Origin of the sequence: Streptomyces sp. NPDC050619 (genome assembly GCF_040654815.1) — a bacterium.
Taxonomy (GTDB): Bacteria; Actinomycetota; Actinomycetes; order Streptomycetales; family Streptomycetaceae; genus Streptomyces.
On the sequence record NZ_JBFAIR010000008.1, the window covers coordinates 230,345 to 248,641 of the forward strand.

Below are 18,297 nucleotides of genomic sequence, written 5' to 3' on the forward strand. Positions count from 1 at the left end.
CAGTCGTGAGCGTGCCTCGCAGTCAGTGGGTCCCCGTAGGATGGGCGTCATGGCCAAGACCAGTACGACGACCCAGGGGCTGCGCTCGGCGATCGAGCGCAGCGGCTACTACCCGGCCCTCGTGGCCGAGGCGGTGGAGGCCGCTGTGGGCGGCGAGCCCATGCGGTCGTTCCTGGTCCACCAGGAGACGACGTTCGACCAGAACGAGGTGCGGCGGCATGTGACCGTGCTCGTCCTCACCGGCACCCGTTTCATCGTCAGCCATACCGACGAGCAGAACGCGGACACCACCTCGCCGACGCCGTACGCCACCACCTCCACCGAGTCCGTGAAGCTCGGCCGGATCTCGTCGGTCGTGGTCAGCCGCGTGGTCGCCAACCCGGAGTCGTACACCCCGGGCACCCTGCCCCGCGAGGTCGTGCTGACCATCGGCTGGGGCGCCGTCTCCCGCATCGACCTGGAGCCCGCCGCCTGCGGCGACCCCAACTGCGAGGCGGACCACGGCTACACCGGCAACTCGACGGCGGACGACCTGAGCCTGCGCGTGAGCGAGGCCGGGGACGGCCAGGAGACGGTGCGCCAGGCGCTCGCCTTCGCGCAGGCCATCTCCGAGGCGACCGCGGACGTCACCCGCTGATGGCCCACCCGTCTCCCCCCGCCGCCCATGATCGAGGGCGCTCCGCGCCCGCCCCTCCTGATTCCGCCTCCGCCTGGGACCAGCACCAGCACCCACAGCCGCTCGCCCTCGACTCCGCGCCCGTCCCCGAGTACGGCACCGGCTCCCTCGCCGACCTGCTGCCCACGCTGGCCGCGGGCATGTCCGTACCGGGAACGACCGCCGCCATCCCGGAGCTGACCCCCGCCGACCGGAACTGCGTGTTCCTGATCGACGGCCTCGGCTGGGAGCAGCTCAGGGCGCACCCGGACGAGGCCCCGTACATGGCATCCCTGCTCGCCTCGTCACGCGGCGGCACCGGGCGTCCGATCACCGCGGGCTTCCCGGCCACCACCGCCACCTCCCTCGCCTCCGTCGGCACCGGCCGGCCGCCGGGCGCCCACGGCCTGCCCGGCTACACCGTCCGCAATCCGGCCACCGGCGAGCTGATGAACCAGCTGCGCTGGCAGCCGTGGACACCGCCGGCCGCCTGGCAGCCGTACCCCACCGTCTTCCAGCTGGCCGACCGGGCCGGTGTGCACGCCGCGCAGGTGTCCTCCCCCCACTTCCAGAACACCCCGCTGACCAAGGTCGCCCTCAGCGGCGGAACGTTCCTCGGCCGGCTGTCCGGCGAGGACCGCATGGACCTGGCGGCCGAGCAACTGGCCGCCGCCGACCGCGCCCTGGTCTACACGTACTACGCCGAGCTGGACGGCGCCGGCCACCGTTTCGGCGTCGACTCCGACACCTGGCGCGGCCAGCTCATGTACGTCGACCGGCTCGTCCAGCGGCTGGCCGAGCAGCTGCCGCCGCGCACCGCGCTCTACGTCACCGCCGACCACGGCATGATCGACGTCCCCTTCGACGAGCAGCACCGCATCGACTTCGACGAGGACTGGGAGCTGCGCGCCGGGGTCGCCCTGCTGGGCGGCGAGGGCCGCGCCCGTCACATCTACGCGGTGCCGGGCGCCCAGAACGACGTCCTGACCTGCTGGCGCGAGGTCCTCGGCGAGCAGTTCTGGGTGGCCTCGCGGGACGAGGCGATCGAGGGCGGCTGGTTCGGGCGGCCCGACGAGGTCGAGAAGCGGGTCTACGGCCGGATCGGCGACGTGGTCGCCGCCGCGCGCGACGACGTGCTGGTCATCGCTTCGGAGCGGGAGCCCAAGGAGTCGGCGATGGTCGGCAACCACGGTTCGATGACCCCTGCCGAGCAGCTGGTCCCGCTGCTCGAAGTACGCTCCTGACGCCGACATCGGCCGACTTCACCAAGAACTGAAAGGTGCTGGACTCGTCATGCCCGAGCTGGTGTTCTTCTCCGGAACGATGGACTGCGGAAAGAGCACTCTGGCGCTCCAGATCGGACACAACCGTTCGGCCCGCGGGCTCCAGGGTGTGATCTTCACGCGGGACGACCGGGCGGGGGAGGGCAAGCTGTCCTCGCGGCTGGGCCTGGTCACGGAGGCTGTCGAGGCCACCGAGGGCATGGACCTGTACGGGTATCTGGTCGATCAGCTGTCCAGGGGAGGCAAGGTCGACTACGCGATCGTCGACGAGGCGCAGTTCCTCGCACCGGACCAGATCGACCAGCTGGCGCGGGTCGTCGACGACCTGGGGCTCGACGTCTTCGCCTTCGGCATCACCACCGACTTCCGCACCAAGCTCTTCCCCGGTTCGCAGCGGCTGATCGAACTGGCCGACCGGATCGAGGCCCTCCAGGTGGAGGCCCTGTGCTGGTGCGGTGCCCGGGCCACGCACAACGCCCGTACGGTGGGCGGGGAGATGGTGGTCGAGGGCGCCCAGGTGGTCGTCGGCGACGTCAACCGCCCGGTGGAGGAGGTCGGTTACGAGGTCCTGTGCCGCCGCCATCACCTGCGCCAGGTGACCAGCGCTTCGGCGCATGCGGGCGCGCTGTCCCCCGACGTCCTGCCGGTCACCTCCACTTGACGGCGAGGTCCCTCCTTCGGATTCGGGACTTCGCGGGCCCGCCGTGCCCTACGCTCGACGCACGAACTAGTGGAAAACGGTGGAGGGCGTCGTGGACCCGATCGCACCTGAACTGCTCATGGCCCTTGCCTCAGGCACCGCCGGCGCGGCGGGACAACAGGTCTGGACGTCCCTGCGCGACCTGGTCAGGCGACGGCCGTCGGACGCGGAGCCGTACGCGGAGGGCGAGTTGACGGCCCTCGCCCAAGAAGCCGACAGCGCTCAGCGGGCCACGGAGCTGGCCGAGGCACTGGCTCTGCGCGCCCGGCAGGACCCCGCCTTCGCCGAGGCGCTCGCGGCCTGGCGGCGGGAGGCCGAGGCGCTGGAGGGCACGCGGACCGGAGCGGGCGATGTGCGCAACGTGATCTCCGGGGGCACTCAGAACACCGTCATCCAGGCACGGGACGTTCACGGTTCCATCAATCTCGGTGGCTGACGCTTCATCAATTCATCCATACCGGTGGCTGACACTTCACCAACCCGACGGCTGACGCCCCGTCAATCTCGATGGCCGACGGGCGATGCCCCTTTTGGTCTACTGTGAACGACGTGTCGGAACGTGTCGAACCCTGCGCGCTCGCAAGCGAGTTCACCGCAGCACTCGCCCGTCAGCAACAACTCGCCGAGCGCCGTGAGGAGATCGTCACCAGGCTGCACGACGAGGTGGAACGGCTGCGCCGGGGCGAGGTGGAAATGGCGCTCGATCTCGTGCGCCACTCCCTGATCAGGCTCCACGACCAGATCCTGCGCCAGGCCGAAGAGGTCACCGGCCCGCTCGAGGTCGACGAACTACGGGCCCTGCTGACCGCGTTGGCCGACGAGGCCGCGGACACCGTGGCCAGGACCGGCGTACAGCGGTACGTCCCCCGGCCGGGCGAGGCATTCGACCTGGCGTCGCAGCGTCCGGTGGGCCGCGCCGCCGCCGAAGGGCCCGAGGCGGACCGGACGGTGGCGCGTGTCGTGGCGGCCGGATTCCTTCAGGGGGAGCGGGTCGTGCGCAAGGCCGACGTCGTGGTGTCCCGGTGGGAACCGGAACCCGAACCCGAACCCGAATCGGATGCCCCATGAACGTCCCCGTCTCCGGCGGGCTCAACGGGCATGCTGTCAAGGACAACTGGCGAGACAACAGACCGGACGGGCGCACCGCGCGCGACCCGGTGGCGGGAGACCGTATGGCCGTGTACGGCATCGACCTGGGGACCACCTACTCCTGCGTCGCACGGATCGACGACGTCGGCAGACCGACCGTGCTGCGCAACCTCGAAGGGGCGGACACCACGCCGTCCGTGGTCTATTTCGAGAGCGCCGACAGCGTCGTCGTGGGGCAGAGCGCCAAGGACGCCACGGTCCTGGACCCCGAGCACGTCGTGCAGCTCATCAAGCGGGACATGGGCGAGGTGGTGCCGCGCGAGTTCCACGGCCGCACCTACACACCCGAGGAGATCTCCGCTCGCATCCTGCGCAAGCTCGTCGAGGACGCGAAGGCCGCCGGCGGTGACGACGCCCACGACGTGGTGATCAGCGTGCCCGCCTACTTCGGGCTCGCCGAGCGGGACGCCACCCGCAAGGCCGGCGAGATCGCCGGACTGCGCGTCCTCGACGTGGTCGCCGAGCCCATCGCGGCCGCGCTCGACTACGGCGCCCTGGAAGGCGACGAGGAGCGCGGGGACCGGGCCGTCCTCGTGTACGACCTGGGCGGCGGCACCTTCGACACCACCGTGCTCACCCTGCGCGGGCGCGAGCTGACCGTGCTGTGCACGGACGGCGCGAAGGAGCTGGGCGGCAGCGACTTCGACGACCGCGTCGTCATGCACCTGGTGGAGCGGTTCCGTGAGCGCTTCCCGGACGTCGACGACCCGCTGTCCGACCCCCAGTCCGAGACGCAGCTGCGCAAGGACGCCGAGGAGGCGAAGAAGGCGCTGTCCTTCCGCGAGCGCTACACCGTCCGCGTCATGCACCAGGGCAGGGTCGAACCCGTGGAGCTGACCCGGGAGCTGATCGAGGAGCTGACCCGCGACCTGCTCGACCGCACCGTCGACATCACCCGCCGCACCGTCGAACTGGCCGCCGAGCGGGGCGTGTCGGACTTCGACGACGTGCTGCTCGTCGGCGGCGCCACCAAGATGCCCGCCGTCGCCGCCGCCCTGCGCGCCCAGTTCGGCTTCGAGCCCAGGCTGCACAACCCCGACCTCGCGGTGGCCCGCGGCGCCGCGCTCTACGCCCTCGACCGCGCCGCGTACTTCGTCTCCAGCGGCGAACTCCCCGCCGAAGGGGCACCGGACGTGCCGGAGACCGGCCTCACCCACCGCCCGTACGAGATCTCCACCGTCGCCTCGCGCGGTTACGGCATCCAGGTCATCGACGTCGACAGCGGCCGGGAGTACGTCACCCACCTCGTGCACGCCAACGACACCCTGCCGGCGTCCGTCACCGACGACTTCTACACCATCCGCGACGGCCAGCGGCACGTCCGGATCAAGGTGATGGAACAGGCGGGCGCGGTGGAGTCTCAGGAGCTCGAGCACAACACGGAGGTCGCGCGAGGGACGTTGAAGATCCCGCCCGGCAAACCCGCGCACTGGCCCTTCCAGTGCGTGTTCACGCTCGACACCTCGGGGCTGCTCACCGTCGTCGCCACCGAGCGGGAGAGCGGCGAGCAGATCGAGATCTCCCTCCAGATCGGCGGGCTGTCCCAGGAGGCGGTCGACGAGGCGCGGGTCGCGATGAGCCGCCAGCGGATCGGCTGATCGCGGGGCGGACAGGGGAACGAGCGGGCAGGACAGGGGAACGAGCGGGCAGGACGGGGGAACGAGGCCGTGGCCTTCGACGAGTCGCGCTACCGGCGCGAGGTGCTGGACGCCGGGCTGCCCGTGACCGAGGACCTGCGCACGCGCTACCAGCTGCCACAGCGCCTCGACGGGCCCGCGGTCGCCGAGGCGGTCGCCACGGTCCGCGCCTGCTGGCGGCGCGGCCGATCCCGGCTCAAGTACCGCGCGGTCATCGAGCAGTTGGAGGCCGGGTACCTCATCCACCGGCCGCTGCTGGACGCGGCCGCCGCCGGGGACCCGGGACGACTGCGGGCCGCCCTCGAGGCGCACGGCCGGCGTGCCGAATCCGAGCGGGACCGGCTGCGCGCGGCCCTGGAGGAGGCCACGGGCGGGCTCGGCCTGCTCGCCGAGAGCACCATCGCGGAGCTCGCCGCCGCCCACCGGGTCCGCGAGGACCGGGTGCGGGACCTGTTGCCCGTCCTCGGGCTGCGGATCGCCGAGCCCGACCGCCTGCCGCGGTCGGTGCCGCACCCCGCGTACGCGCGCTGCGCCGGCCACCTGGAGGCGCTGGGGCTGCGGCACCTCGGCGACTTCCTCGCCACGGGCACGCCCGGCGGGCGGACCGAGCAGCCCGTACGCGTCTTCGGCGCGCCCCCGGCCGGCCCGTCGGTCGTCGAGGCGGCGGCGCGCCGCTGGGGCCGGCTGCCGCACGGGGCCGCGCACACGGCGGCCCAGTCCGTGATCGCCGCCGTCCGGGGCGTGCTGACCGAGCAGGGCCCCGAAGGACTCGCCCGCATCCTGCGCCATGAGCTGGCGACGCCGCTGCGGACGCGGCATGCCGCCCGCGCGACCCCGGCCACGCTCCTCGCGTACGCGGTGGAAGAACTGTCCGTCGCCGAACAGGACGCGCGGCGACTGGTGTTCGCCGTGCTGCACGAGGCGGCCGGGGATCCGGTGTCGCAGCGGCTGCGCCGCCTGGCCGCCGAGGGGCTGCTCGCCGAGGCGGCGGCCGTGGCGGACCGCTTGCCGCCGGGCTCGCTCACCGAGGACGTGCGCGCACTGACCGAGCACGTCCGCGGGAAACTCGCCGAGGCGCGCGGACTGGTGGACCACGCGCGCCGACTGCCGCCGGCCGAGGCGGACCGGGCCTGGGACCTGCTGGAACAGGCGGAGGCATCAGTCCGCGATCTGCCGGAAATCGACGCCGTGCGCCGCGGCCTCGCGGTCCACCCGGTGTCCGGCCTCACCGCGACCCCGGACGGCGCGGCCGTCACCGTCCGGTGGCGGCCCTCGCCGACCACGACGGGCGAGCCCGAGTACGTCCTGCTGCGCACCGAACGTCACCCGCCCCGCGACGCGACCGACGGCACGGTGCTGCCGCCCGCGTCACCGCGCGCCACCTCGTACGTGGACGGCTCGCCCCCGGCCTGCGTCCCGCTGTACTACGCGGTCGCTGTCCACCGAGCCGCCGAACCCGGCAGCGCGCCCTCGCCGCTCACGGTGGCCGGGCCCGTCGTGCACTGGCCCGAGGTCACCGACGCCGAACTGCGCCCGGGGGACCGGCAGATCACCGCCACCTGGACCTGCCCGGACCGTGCCCGCTCCGTCGAGGTCGTCCGCACCGCGCCGGACGGCGCGGAGGTGCCGATCGCCGCCCGCCGCGACGGCTTCACGGACGACGGGCTCGCCAACGGAACGACGTACGGCTACCGCATCCGCGCCGTCTACCGCACCGACGACGGACTGCCCGCGCGCACGGAGGGCGTAAGGCGCACCGCCACGCCGCTCGCGCCGCCCGAGCCGGTCACCGACCTGGACATCCGCCTCGTGGACGGCGACCTCCTGGCGCGTCTCGACCCGCTGCCCGCCGACGAGGTCCGCCTCTACGGCTTCGACGACGTGCCCCCGTGGCCGGCCGGCACCCGGCTGCGTACGGCGGAGCTCCCCGGGCCTCCGATCGCCGCGCAACCCGCCCCGGAAGGGCTGCGGTTCGCGCCGCCGGTCCGGCCCACCATGGTGCTCGCGGTCACGGTCGCCGGCGAGCGTGCCGTCACCGGAGCACACGCCGTGGCCGCCGCGTCGGCGCTCGGCACCCCCACGCTCACCCGGCACGGCGGCACGGGCGTGGCCGTCCTCTTCGACTGGCCGCCGGGCAGCGGCGACGAGGTCGAGGTCACCTGGTGGACCCCCGGCGAGGCGGGCAGGCAGCGGCGCACCGTCACACGCGCCGCCTACCGGCACGAGGGGGGCGTACGGCTGCCGGTCGCGGACGGCGCCGGAGTGGAGGTCGAGGTGCGGCAGATCGCCCTGTTCGGCGGGACGCCCGCACAGGGCCCGCCGAGCACGGCGGCATTGCCCCCGCGCACCGACCTCGACTACCGGCTGGAGCGGCACGGCCTGCCCGGACGGCGCACGGTCACCGCCGTGTTCACGGCACGCACCACCGTGCGGGCCGAGCGGCTGCTGCTGGTGCGCTCGCGCGGCCCGGTCTGGCCGCTGGAGCCCGCCGACGGGGACGTCCTCGCGGAAGCCGCCGACGTGACGCTCGGCCCCGGACAGGACGTGCGGCTGTCGGCACGCCTGGCCCGCGGCCCGGGCGGCCGGCTGCGCTGCTTCGCCGTCGGCGAGGCGCTCGTACTGCGCGACCCGCCGCAGCACACGCTCAAGGTCGCCGGGAGGGAGTGGACGTGAGAATGCCGTGGCGCCGCCGTACCTGGGTGTGCCCGCACTGCTTCCGGAGGATCTCCCGGGCGCAGATCGCGTACGTCTGCGCGAGCGGCGCCGCCTGCGCCGACGACCGGGCCCTCGCGTCCGCCGACCCCCTGGCCGGTTCGGCCGTGTGCGGCACCTGCGGCCGCACCGCCACCCGGCTGCGCTGCACCGTCTGCGCGGGCCGGCTGCCGGAGGGCTATCTGCGCACCCCCGGAAAGCTGGTGGCGCTCGCCGGACCGGTCAGCTCGGGCAAGAGCACCTACATCGGCGTCCTCGTGCACGAACTGCTGCACCGCCTCGGCGCCGAACTCGACGCCGCGCTGCTGCCCTGCGACGACGACACGATGGCCGACTACCACGAACAGTACGAACGGCACCTGTACGAGGAGCGGCACACCGTGCCCAAGACCGCCGAGCACGACGCCGGCCGGCCTCTCGTGCACCGCCTCAGCCGCACCTGCCGGGGCCGTTTCGGACGCGCCCGCGAGCGGGTGCTGACCCTGGTCTTCCTCGACACCGCGGGCGAGCACTTCACCTCGCGCGACCGTATGGAGACCCAGCTGCGCTACTTCCTCGCGGCCGACGCCGTCATCGTCCTCGTCGACCCGCAGGACCTGCCCGGCGCACCGGTGAAGGACGGCGACGGGGTACCGGGCCGCTCGGGCGACGTACTCGCCCGCGTGCTGGGCCACCTGGGCGGCGGCGGGAAGGTGACCGTGCCGGTGGCGGTCGCCCTCACCAAGGCCGACCTGCTGTGGCCGCACCTGCCGGACAACTCCCCGCTGCACCGCACCCGCCGCCCCGGCCCCGTCTTCGACGCCGACGACCGAGCCGCCGTCCACGCCGAGCTGCGAGCCCTGCTGCGGCGCTGGCAGGAACACCAACTCGACGCGCGGCTGGACCAGTTCTGCACCGACTACCAGCTGTTCGCGCTGTCCACGCTCGGTACCGCGCCCCGACAGGGCGGCGGCCTCGGACACGGCGGCGTCGTACTCCCGCACCGGGTGGAGGACCCCTTGATGTGGCTGCTGCACCGCTTCGGTGCCCTCGACCGGGGACGGGGGTGACCCCGATGGCAGGACAGGCGCACTACACATCCGCTGCGCCCTCGGCCGACGCACCCCACGGCGGCTTCCGCTTCACCGCCGTCTCCCCGACGGCCCGCCCCGCACTCGACGTCCTGCGCCCGCTGACGGCGTACGCGCGGCCTCCGGGCGCGGACCGGGACCGCCCCTTCCCCGTGGCCTTCGCCTACGACCGGCCGGGCGACGACGCGGCCGTGCTGACCCGCACCCGCTTCACCGGCGAGGACTACACCGGCCGCTGGGGCAACCACTTCTGCCACGCCTTGTACGCCGCCCCCGGCGAACTCGCCGGTGTGCGCCCCGTCGAGCTGTGGGACACCCCGCACTGGGCCCCGGCGCCCGACGTGGGCCAGAACCTGCCCGACCTCACCCCACTCGTCCCCGGCACCGCCGTCGGACCCGACCGCGTGGACCACCTGCTGGCCGGCCTCGGCGACCCCGGCGTCCGCCTCCTGGAGCGGCTGCTCACCGTGGCCCTGCGGGCGCTGGCCGGCGAGGGCCCCGGCGCCACCCTGGTCGCCGCGGACACGGACCGGGTCGTCGACTGGATCGCCGCCGTCTCCTACCCCCTGCCCGCCGGCCTGGCGGCCCGGCTGACGTTCACGACGTACACCGCGCGACCGCAGGACGACCATCGCCATCTGACCGGCACCCGGCCGGAGACCGGGGAGCGGGCAACGGGTCCGGTGTTCCACCTCGACCGGCTGGCCGCGGACGGCTGCCCGGAGCCGTCCCTGACGGCACGGTTCCTCGCGGGCGCGTTGGCGGGCGGGCGCCTCGACCTCCTGGACGCCGTCGCGGACCTGTGGGACGCGGGCCCCGGGGACGGCGCCGAGGCGGGCGTACGGCGACTGCGGGCCGGGTGCGCGCTGCTCGCGCCGGACGGCGACGCGGGGACCTTCGGCGGGGAGGGCGCCCGGCTCGCGGACTTCGTCCATGCCGTCGCGGAGCTACGGCCGCAGGAGGCGGGACTGGCGCCCGAGCGCCTCAGGGACGCCGCCGCGCGCCATCTCGCCGCCGGAACCGCACCGCTCGGCGACGTAAGCGCCGCACTCGCTCCGCTGCCCGAGCCGTACCGGCCGGCCGTCCTCGCCGGGCTGCTCGCCGCCCTCGAGGCCTCCGCCGAACTGCGGACCGCCGCTCTGGACACGGAGGCGTGCGCCTCCCTCGCCTCCCTCGCGGACGACGCTCCGGACCTGCTCGCCGCCACCCCCGCCACCGCGCTGCACGTGCTGCGCCGGGCCCCCGGGGAGCCACGACAGGCCGCGCTGCGGATCCTGCGGCTGTTCCGGCAGGGGCTGTGGGAGGAGACGGAGACCTACGAGGCCCTGCGCGATTTGGTGCGGGCCGAGGAGCCGGAACCGGAACCGGAGCCCGAGCGGGCGCCGCGACTGCTGTGGCGACGCGGGTCGGCCCGGTCGGCCCAGGACAAGGAGTGAGGTGAGTTGTGGCGAACCCCGTGATCCTGCTCCTGGCGATCGTCCTGTTCGTCGTCCTGGTCGTCGGCTACGGCGTCTTCATCACCCTGCCGCAGCTGGTGTGGACCCAACTGCGCACCGTCTGGCGGACCTTCGGTCGGGCGGCACCCACCCCGCCCGACCCGCACGCCGAGCCGGCCATCCCCGGCTACCTCCCCGTCACCGCCCCGCGCGACCTGCGCGCGACCTGGTGGGACGGACTCGAGCAGCACGAACGGCTGATGGGCGACGCCGAGCGGTTCATGGTCGACCGGGTGAGCGACGCCTTCCGCCGGTCGCAGCAGCGCGGGACCGGCGGGCAGGGCTGCCTGATGCTCTTCCTGCGCCCGGCCTTCCTGCTGACGGCCGTCGCTGTCGTGCTGACCGCGACCGCGCTGAGCATCCTTCCGCTGCTGTTCGCGCTGTCGGTGTGGGCGCTGTGCTGCGCCCTGTGGACCGTGTGGTGGGCGGTGTGGGCGGCGGTCGCGCGGACGGGCCGCGCGCTGCACGCGGGGCCGGCGCCGTGCCCGTACACCGACTGCGGGCGCACCATCCACCGCCCGGTCCGGCTGTGCCCGAGGTGCCGAGCCCGGCACCGCCGGCTGGTGCCGGGCCGGTACGGCGCCTTCCTCCACCGCTGTGGTTGCGGCACCCGCCTGCCCGCCGTCCTCGGCGTGCGCCGCCTGGACGCGTGCTGTCCGCACTGCGGGAAGGCGCTGCCCGCCGGATACGAACGGGCGCGGGTCGTCGTGCTCGTTGGGGGCTCGGGCGCGCAGCGCGGCGGAGTGCACGCGCAGGTGCTGGCCGAACTGGGCGCGTCCGGGGCCGAGCCGCCGCTGGTGCGCACGGACGGCGCGCCCGTCCTGTGGTTCGACCCGCCTGGTGACGCGTACGGCAGTCAGGAGTCGGTGGCCGCACTGGAGGTGCTGCAACGGGCCCACGGACTGCTCCTGGTGGTGGACGACCCCGCCGCGCACAGCGCCGCCGTGCACGCCGTGACCCGGGTCCTGCACGTCCTCACCGCCCTGCCCGCGCGCCGCCGACCACACCGTGTAGCCCTGCTGTACACCCGAGCCGCACAGGGCGACGACGCCGCCGTGCGGGCGCGACTGGACGCGACCGACGGCGGCCATCTGCTGCGCGCGCTCGACGCCACGGGCGTCCCGGTGCGCTGTGTTCCGGCCTCAACGCTCGCGGGGACGCTGTGGTGGCTTGCCGGCCGGGCCGCTACCGCGGGCTCCGGGGAGAGCATGGCCCCTCCGCCCGTGCGCCGACCCGAGAGCACGACGTTCCGCCTCCCCCGGCACCGCGCAGCCCGCCACACGCTTCTGCTCACCCACCTCGCGGGGTACCTGGTCGTACCGCTGGTCCTGGTTCTCCTCCAGGCGGGTGTGCTGCCGCCGACCGCCCTCTTCGGCCTGCCCGGGACGTACGACAAGTGGCGGCATCCGCTGACCGGTTCGGTCCACCAGATCGACCTCACCGCGGCGGCCACCCGGGACTGGCCGAAACTCAGGGCCAGTTACTCGGCGCCGGGGCATCCGCCGTCCGCCGTTCTGCCGGGCGACGAGGGCTACTGGTCGGTCAAGGGATCCCCGCAGAAGGGCAACTGGCTGAGGATGGACTTCGGCATGCCGCTGCCGCTGACCGAGGTGTCGGTGGACTTCGACCCGGACAGCGTCAAGGGGACGTTCGGGCCGGGCGTGGACGTGGAGGGCCAGGTCGGCGCCCGCACGATCACGTTCCCCCTGGACGGGCCGCGTCGCGAGCAGAAGCAGGGTGCCTTCTTCAAGAAGGCGTACGGCTACGACATTCCCGTCCCGTCCGCCGTCGACTCCGTCCGCATCGGCCTGGGCAACACGCTCGACAAGGACGACGACGAGCAGCAGCTTCGCCTGCGCGAGTTCAACGTCCGCTGGACGAGTTCCGACGCCTTGCGCCTGCACCCGACCAACGGCGGCCGGCTCGCCGTGGAGAACACCACCGCCCGCGAACTCGCCTTCACCGTACGGCCGCCCCTGCTGCCCGCGGGCTGGCGGGCCACCCTCGTCGGACGGCCGCCCCGAACCCTCGGCGCGCACGACACGTACGAGGCACGGTGGCGGATCACGGCTCCCCGGGGGACCACGGGCCGCGCCCCCATCGCCTACGCCGTCGACATCAGCGAGGACGACCGGACGGTGACGGCACGCTGCCTGGCCCTCCTCACGCCCTCGGCGGACGCCGAGCCGCTCTGCTGAGGCTCAGCGGCCACCGGTCGACGGTCTCCAGCGGGGCCCCGCGAAGTCGGCCAGGGCCGAGCCGAGTTGGGGATCCACGCCCGACGTGAGGCCTAGCGGCAGGACGAAGAACCACCCCTCGCCCATGCGGTAGCGGCGGGGCGGGCGCGGGGCGTCGGCGAGCAGCCGGACCTGGAGCGCGTAGAAGTGCGCGTCCCGGCCCCGGACGATCGCGCGGCGCACGGCGATCTCCTCGACGTGCCGCCACTCGTACGACCGTCGCCTGCGCCCGATCACGGAGGTGACGCCGTCGCGGGTCAGCTCCAGCTCATGCCGCCGCGGCGGCATGAGCAACCCGCCCACGGTGATCACGGCGCCGACGAAGGGCCAGAAGAGCAGCGCCAGCCAGGCGGACGGCTCGTGCCACTGTCCGGACACGCTGAAGCGGACGACGAAGACGCCCATGAGCGTGCCGAGCACGGTCCAGTGGGCCAGCGGCAGCCTCCGCGACCGGCCGCTGAGGAGGAAGTGGTCCGCGGTGCGTTCCACCGTGGAGTGACCCGAGTCCGCGAGCACGGGGGCCGTCTCGGGGCTGGGTGAAGCCGTTCCCCGTGCCTGAGCGTGCCGTCCCGCCAGATGGTCCTGGATCCTGCGATTGCGGAAGCGGTAGGTGCCTCCCGACAGTTGCAGCAGGCCCGCGGTGCGTGCGTCCCTGAGGAAGGTCATCAGCTGCCAGGGCACCCGGCCTGTCGCCGCGAGGGAGCACTTGGCGAGCATCCAGCGGCTCCACGGACTGAGCAGCACCAGCATCGCGGAGGCGCCCGCCCAGGCGCCGATCGCCGCTCCCCAGTCCCCGCTCCCGTCGCCGAGCCAGAAGTTCGCACCCGCACCGGCTCCGATGAGCGGGGCCACCAGCGTCAGTGTCGTGACGAGCGCACTCTGCTCGCCGCGCAGGAGTTCGTCGGGGGTGGCGGCGTCCACGGTGTCGGCGGGAGCCGCGTACACGATCATCAGCAGGATGGGCAGTACGCCGCCGACGGAGAACCAGACCAGGAGGGAGTCCGGTGTCACGAAGAAGTACAAGCAGAGGAGGAGGACGACCAGGGCGGGACCGCCCGTGAGAGCCGCGAGGCGGACCACAGGGCCCACGCGCGCGTGCCGGTCGAGGGAGCGCAGCGCGTGGATGAACAGCAGCGGGTTCGCGCTGCGTCGCGGCTCGGCGAGCCGCTGGCCGAACCAGGACGCGGTCACCGTCCGCGCGAGGGCGGCGAAGATGAGCCCACCGCTCACCGACGTCGTCACGCTCAGCTCGCCCAGCACAGAGCTCTCCGCATAGCCGGACATGCCCGCCCTGATGACGAGGGAGAGCAGGATGCCGGTCGCGAGCAGCGCGGGCAGGGCGAGCAGCCGGGGCAGCGTCGCCGCGTGCAGCCGCCACCAGGCAAGTTCGGACTCCTCGCGACGGCTCAGCAGCCGCGCCAGGTACGAGAGCCAGCCCTCGGCCCGCTCGGCGTCCCAGGTGCGGGGTGGGTGCAGCCGACCGGGTTGCGGGGGCCGCGGCGGAAACGCGGCGGACACGATCCGGTCGAGCAGGTGCGTCTCGACGTCCGCACGGGTCGGGAACCGCTTCCGGTCCACCAACTCCCCCGGGTCCGCCGGATGCTGCTCATAGGACCGGCGTACCAGCCACACCATCAGCGGACTGGACAGGGCCCAGGCGACCGGCGAGGAGGGTTCCTTGCGCAGGGTCTCCAGCAGGGGTGCCCAGGCCGCCCTGCGGGCCCGGGGATGGGCCCGGTGGAGGTAGTCCGCCACCTCGTCGGGGCGCAGCGGCAGCGACTCGATCACCGTCGCGTGCCGCAGGCCCCTGCCCTCCTGGTCGAGGCGCTCGTACTCGGCCGTGCGGGACACCAGTACGGCGTCCTCCAGGCTGCCGAGGCCGGCGTTGAGCGCGTCGAGGACCGCGGCGCGGCGGTGTTCGGGCAGTTCGTCGAGGCCGTCGAGGACGGGCAGCACCCGCCGCTCCTCGACGAGCCGGCGGGCCGGGTGGACGCCGTCCACGGGCGGCAGGCCGGGGTGGTCCTGCCTCAGCCGGTCGATCAGCCACTCGGTGAGCGACTGCCGCCGGGTGTCCCAGGACTCCAGCGACAGCACGAGCGGGACCGGCACGTCGTCCTCGCGCTGGGTGAGCCGGCGGGCGAGGAGTTCGAGGGTGAGCAGGACGGACAGCACGGTCTTGCCGGACCCGGCGGAGCCCAGCACGACCAGCCGCCGCCGGGGCCGCAGCCTGAGGAAGGTCCCGGCGATGGTGTCGGTCCCGGAGCCCGCGGGCACGTACTCCCCGGCGGACGCCACCCGCCGGCTGGGCGTCCAGCGCACGGGCAGCGGCTCCGGATCGGTCATGTCCCAGGCGTCGGCCTCGGCCCGCCACCGGTGCAGGAGACTGCGGGCGAGCCTCAGCTCGGCCGCGGCCAGCGGAGCGTCGTCATCGGGTGGCGGGGGCTCCATGCGCAGGGTCAGATTGAGATCGCCTTCGAGGATCCCGATCTGGATCAGGTACTCGGCTGTGCAGTCGACCGCGGTGTTGGTGATGTGCGGACCGTCGCCGGAACCCGTCTGCCTCGCCATGTACGTCCGCCCCCGTCGTGTGTCCGGCTCAGGATTCCGTCGGGTCACCGTGCAGGCGTACCGTGCTGAGCATCTTCATGATCGTCGAGTCCGGCACCTCGTCCTTCACGCCCGTGGCGCCGTAGAAGGTCCACGCGACGAGGTCGCCCGCGGAGTTCTCGAAGCCGAACGTGATGGCCTTGCCGTCGCTCGCGCACTCGCCCTTCTGAGGCGTGTTCCTGGACCGGGCCCAGGCGATGCTGCCCTTGACGCCGGACTTGGTCGTGTACGGCCTCGCCGTCCTGTCGCCGACGATGCTCTTCGTGTCCGGCTGCGTGTATCCGCCGTACACCCACTGGACCGACTGGTTGAGGGCGGCGTCGCCGGTGCTCTTGGCACCCCGGGCGCCCTTGGTGCCCGCCGCCGCCAGCCCGGTGTTCTCCACCCGTCCGTTGTTGTCGTCGTCGGACGAGCACCAGTTGTCCCGGAGGACTGCCGGTCCGCCCATGACGATGACGACCTTGCCCCAGTTCTTGGGGTCGCTGTAGTCGACCTTGCTGTCCTCGAAGCCGATCAGCGAGTCGGGCGACTTCAGGACCCAGTCCGGCGGCACGTCGAAGGCCGTGCCCCGCTTGGGGTTGACGACGGCCTTCCAGCCCGGGACGGTCGGCCGCTCGGTCGCGCCGGCGCTCGGACCGGCGGACTCCGGCGCCGAGGCCGTCGCGCTCTTCGAGGCGCTCGCGGACGCCTTCGTGTTCTTGCCGCCGCTGTGGGGGGTGTCGTCCTTGTCGCCGCCCAGCAGCAGCAAGCCGCTGACGCCGACGGCTACGACCACGGCCGTGGCAGCGCCGATCGCGACGCCCTTCGCCCGGTTCCCGGCACCCCCGCCACTGGGCCCTTGTCCTGACCACATGGTGAACAACCATAGTCCCGGGTGCACTTGAGGAGAGCCGTCCGGCAGGTGATCGGGGTCAGTTCCGTGCGGGGGACGGGCGGAGGAACCGGAGCGGGCCCACTCACCGGAGGGCGCGCGTGCGGGCACGTCCGCCGCCATGTGCCGCCATAGGCGCGCATACGCACCGCGCGCCGCCAACAGCTCGGCGTGCGCTCCCTGTTCGACGACCCGGCCGTGGTCGAGGACGACGATCCGGTCGGCGCGGGCCGCCGTGATCATCCGGTGGTGGACCACGATGGTGGTACGCCGCTCAGCGGCACGTGCGCCGGCCAGGGCGACGGCCTCCTCGTGGCCGGGTCGAGCGAGGCGGTGGCCTCGCCGAGCAACAGCAGGGCGGGGCCGACGAGTTCGGCGCGGGGTCGGCGCGATCAGCCGACGCCGACCGGCCGACAGTCGAGCGGCCCTCTTCGCCGACGGGCTGCCGGAAGCCGTACGGCTGGGCGGCGACCGCCTCCAGGGCACCGATCACCTCGGCGTCGCTCGCACCAGGCCTGCCGTAGCGGATGTTGTCGGCGATGTCACCGCTGAACAGGTGGGCCTCCTGCGGGACATAGCCGATCAGGCCGCGGTAGCCGAAGGCACAGGTCGTTTGCCGTCGACGAGGACGCTGCCCTCGCCGGGTTGGTGGAAGCGGGCGAGGAGTTTGACGACGGTGGACCTGCCGGCGCCGGTGGTACCGACCAGGGCGACCGTCTCACCGGACGCGATGCGCATGGCCGACCTCGCTGAGCGAGGGCCGCTCGGCGCCCGCCCTGGACTCCGGGCCGCCGCGGACGTCCTCGGCGAAGGTGCGGACCGGCCGGCCGACGCCGCAGCGGTACGTGCCCGCGGCTGCGGCCCGGTGCCCGACGACTCGGACGACCTCACGCCCATCCTGGTCGAGCGTCTGCCGGCCGACGACACCCTGCGCGCGTCCGGCCGGGACACGGCCCGCGAGATGGCGGCGATGCCGAGCCCGGCGGAGACGGTGCAGCCTGGTCGAGCTCGCCCGCACCCAGGGGCAGTTGCGGTGAGACCCGGTACGGAGCTACTGCCCCGGGAGGCTCAGTGCGGGCTCTCGATCAGGAAGAACCGGGCCCCCTCGGGATCCGCCACCGCGGCCACCCGGCCGTGGTCGCTGTCCTGGGGCGGCTTGACGACCTGGCCTCCGAGATCCACGACCCGGCCGGCCGCCTCGTCCGTGTCGGCCACTTCGAAGTACGTCATCCAGTGCGGGCCCCGGTCACGGGGCAGGGCGTTGCCCACGCCGCGGATACCGGCGACGGGGCGGCCGGCGATGTGCAGGGTGACGTAGTCGAAGTCGGCGGAGACCACCGGCTCCTCCTCGTAACCGAACACCGTCTCGTAGAACTTGGTGACGCTGGTGGACTCGAAGGTCAGCAACTCGTGCCAGGCCGGTGTGCCGGGCACCCCGGCGACGGACGTGCCGCGGTGCGCCGCCGCCTGCCACACGCCGAAGACCGCGCCCGTCGGGTCGGAACCGATCAACAGCCGCCCGGCCTCGTCCGCGTCCAGCGGGCCCACCCCGACCGTGCCGCCGCACAGCCGTACCGTCTCGGCCGTCAGGTCCACGTCGTCCGAGGCGAGATAGGGCGTCCACGCGACGGGCAGGTGCCGGTCCTGCGGCAGCCGGCCGATGCCCGCCACCTCCTCGCCGTCGAGCAAGGCCCGGACATAGGGGCCGAGTTGTCCCGGCCCCGGCTGGAACTCCCAGCCGAACAGCGATCCGTAGAAGTCCTGGGTCGCTGCCATGCCGTGCACCATCAGACTCACCCAGCAGGGCGTGCCGGGCGCGTGCCGGGCGTTTGTCTCGCCGTTCGGGCCGGCCGACCCCCTTGCCTCGGTCATCGTCACTC

Annotated in this window: 15 protein-coding genes; 10 read left to right on the top strand and 5 right to left on the bottom strand. The window is 73.6% G+C overall.

The annotated features are described in order from the left end of the window. Nucleotides 1-40: 40 nt before the first annotated feature. From AB0I77_RS16235 to AB0I77_RS16280, 10 genes are all read left to right on the top strand, one after another. The gene (locus AB0I77_RS16235; RefSeq protein WP_363283194.1) at nucleotides 41-637 is read left to right on the top strand and encodes a DUF5998 family protein; all 597 of its coding nucleotides are present in this window, start codon (nucleotides 41-43) and stop codon (nucleotides 635-637) included. Continuing rightward, nucleotides 637-1,899 carry a nucleotide pyrophosphatase/phosphodiesterase family protein gene (locus AB0I77_RS16240; protein WP_363283195.1) on the top strand — a complete coding sequence of 421 codons (1,263 nt, stop codon included), beginning with the start codon at nucleotides 637-639 and terminating at the stop codon, nucleotides 1,897-1,899. The genes AB0I77_RS16235 and AB0I77_RS16240 overlap by 1 nt, the downstream gene beginning before the upstream one ends. A gap of 49 nt (nucleotides 1,900-1,948) precedes the next feature. Next, entirely contained in the window at nucleotides 1,949-2,599 is a 651-nt protein-coding gene (locus AB0I77_RS16245) for a thymidine kinase (protein ID WP_363283196.1), read from the top strand. Between the two features lie 91 nt (nucleotides 2,600-2,690). Beyond that, entirely contained in the window at nucleotides 2,691-3,074 is a 384-nt protein-coding gene (locus AB0I77_RS16250) for a hypothetical protein (protein WP_363283197.1), read from the top strand. A gap of 113 nt (nucleotides 3,075-3,187) precedes the next feature. After that, a complete protein-coding gene (gene grpE / locus AB0I77_RS16255) occupies nucleotides 3,188-3,706 on the top strand; it encodes a nucleotide exchange factor GrpE (RefSeq protein WP_363283198.1) in 519 nt (172 codons plus the stop codon). Beyond that, nucleotides 3,703-5,385: an Hsp70 family protein gene (locus tag AB0I77_RS16260; RefSeq protein WP_363283199.1), complete on the top strand. Its 1,683-nt coding sequence runs from the start codon at nucleotides 3,703-3,705 to the stop codon at nucleotides 5,383-5,385. The genes grpE and AB0I77_RS16260 overlap by 4 nt, the downstream gene beginning before the upstream one ends. Nucleotides 5,386-5,454: 69 nt before the next feature. Next, entirely contained in the window at nucleotides 5,455-8,097 is a 2,643-nt protein-coding gene (locus tag AB0I77_RS16265) for a hypothetical protein (RefSeq protein ID WP_363283200.1), read from the top strand. A gap of 2 nt (nucleotides 8,098-8,099) precedes the next feature. Beyond that, nucleotides 8,100-9,185, top strand: a complete 1,086-nt coding sequence (locus AB0I77_RS16270; protein ID WP_363283261.1) for a hypothetical protein — start codon at nucleotides 8,100-8,102, stop codon at nucleotides 9,183-9,185. Between the two features lie 5 nt (nucleotides 9,186-9,190). Further along, nucleotides 9,191-10,642 (top strand): hypothetical protein, encoded by a 1,452-nt coding sequence (locus tag AB0I77_RS16275; RefSeq protein ID WP_363283201.1) that lies wholly within the window; start codon nucleotides 9,191-9,193, stop codon nucleotides 10,640-10,642. An 8-nt stretch (nucleotides 10,643-10,650) separates the two neighbouring features. Beyond that, entirely contained in the window at nucleotides 10,651-12,900 is a 2,250-nt protein-coding gene (locus AB0I77_RS16280; RefSeq protein WP_363283202.1) for a hypothetical protein, read from the top strand. A 3-nt stretch (nucleotides 12,901-12,903) separates the two neighbouring features. On the opposite strand, the gene AB0I77_RS16285 is transcribed toward AB0I77_RS16280, so the two are convergent. From AB0I77_RS16285 to AB0I77_RS16305, 5 genes are all read right to left on the bottom strand, one after another. After that, the gene (locus AB0I77_RS16285) at nucleotides 12,904-15,507 is read right to left on the bottom strand and encodes an NACHT domain-containing protein (protein ID WP_363283203.1); all 2,604 of its coding nucleotides are present in this window, start codon (nucleotides 15,505-15,507) and stop codon (nucleotides 12,904-12,906) included. Nucleotides 15,508-15,535: 28 nt separating this feature from the next. Further along, a complete protein-coding gene (locus AB0I77_RS16290) occupies nucleotides 15,536-16,675 on the bottom strand; it encodes a hypothetical protein (RefSeq protein ID WP_363283204.1) in 1,140 nt (379 codons plus the stop codon). A gap of 324 nt (nucleotides 16,676-16,999) precedes the next feature. Then, the gene (locus tag AB0I77_RS16295) at nucleotides 17,000-17,155 is read right to left on the bottom strand and encodes an ATP-binding cassette domain-containing protein (RefSeq protein WP_363283205.1); all 156 of its coding nucleotides are present in this window, start codon (nucleotides 17,153-17,155) and stop codon (nucleotides 17,000-17,002) included. After that, nucleotides 17,136-17,435: a hypothetical protein gene (locus tag AB0I77_RS16300; protein ID WP_363283206.1), complete on the bottom strand. Its 300-nt coding sequence runs from the start codon at nucleotides 17,433-17,435 to the stop codon at nucleotides 17,136-17,138. The genes AB0I77_RS16295 and AB0I77_RS16300 overlap by 20 nt, the downstream gene beginning before the upstream one ends. A 50-nt stretch (nucleotides 17,436-17,485) precedes the next feature. Next, a complete protein-coding gene (locus AB0I77_RS16305) occupies nucleotides 17,486-18,289 on the bottom strand; it encodes a VOC family protein (protein ID WP_363283207.1) in 804 nt (267 codons plus the stop codon). Nucleotides 18,290-18,297: the final 8 nt, after the last annotated feature.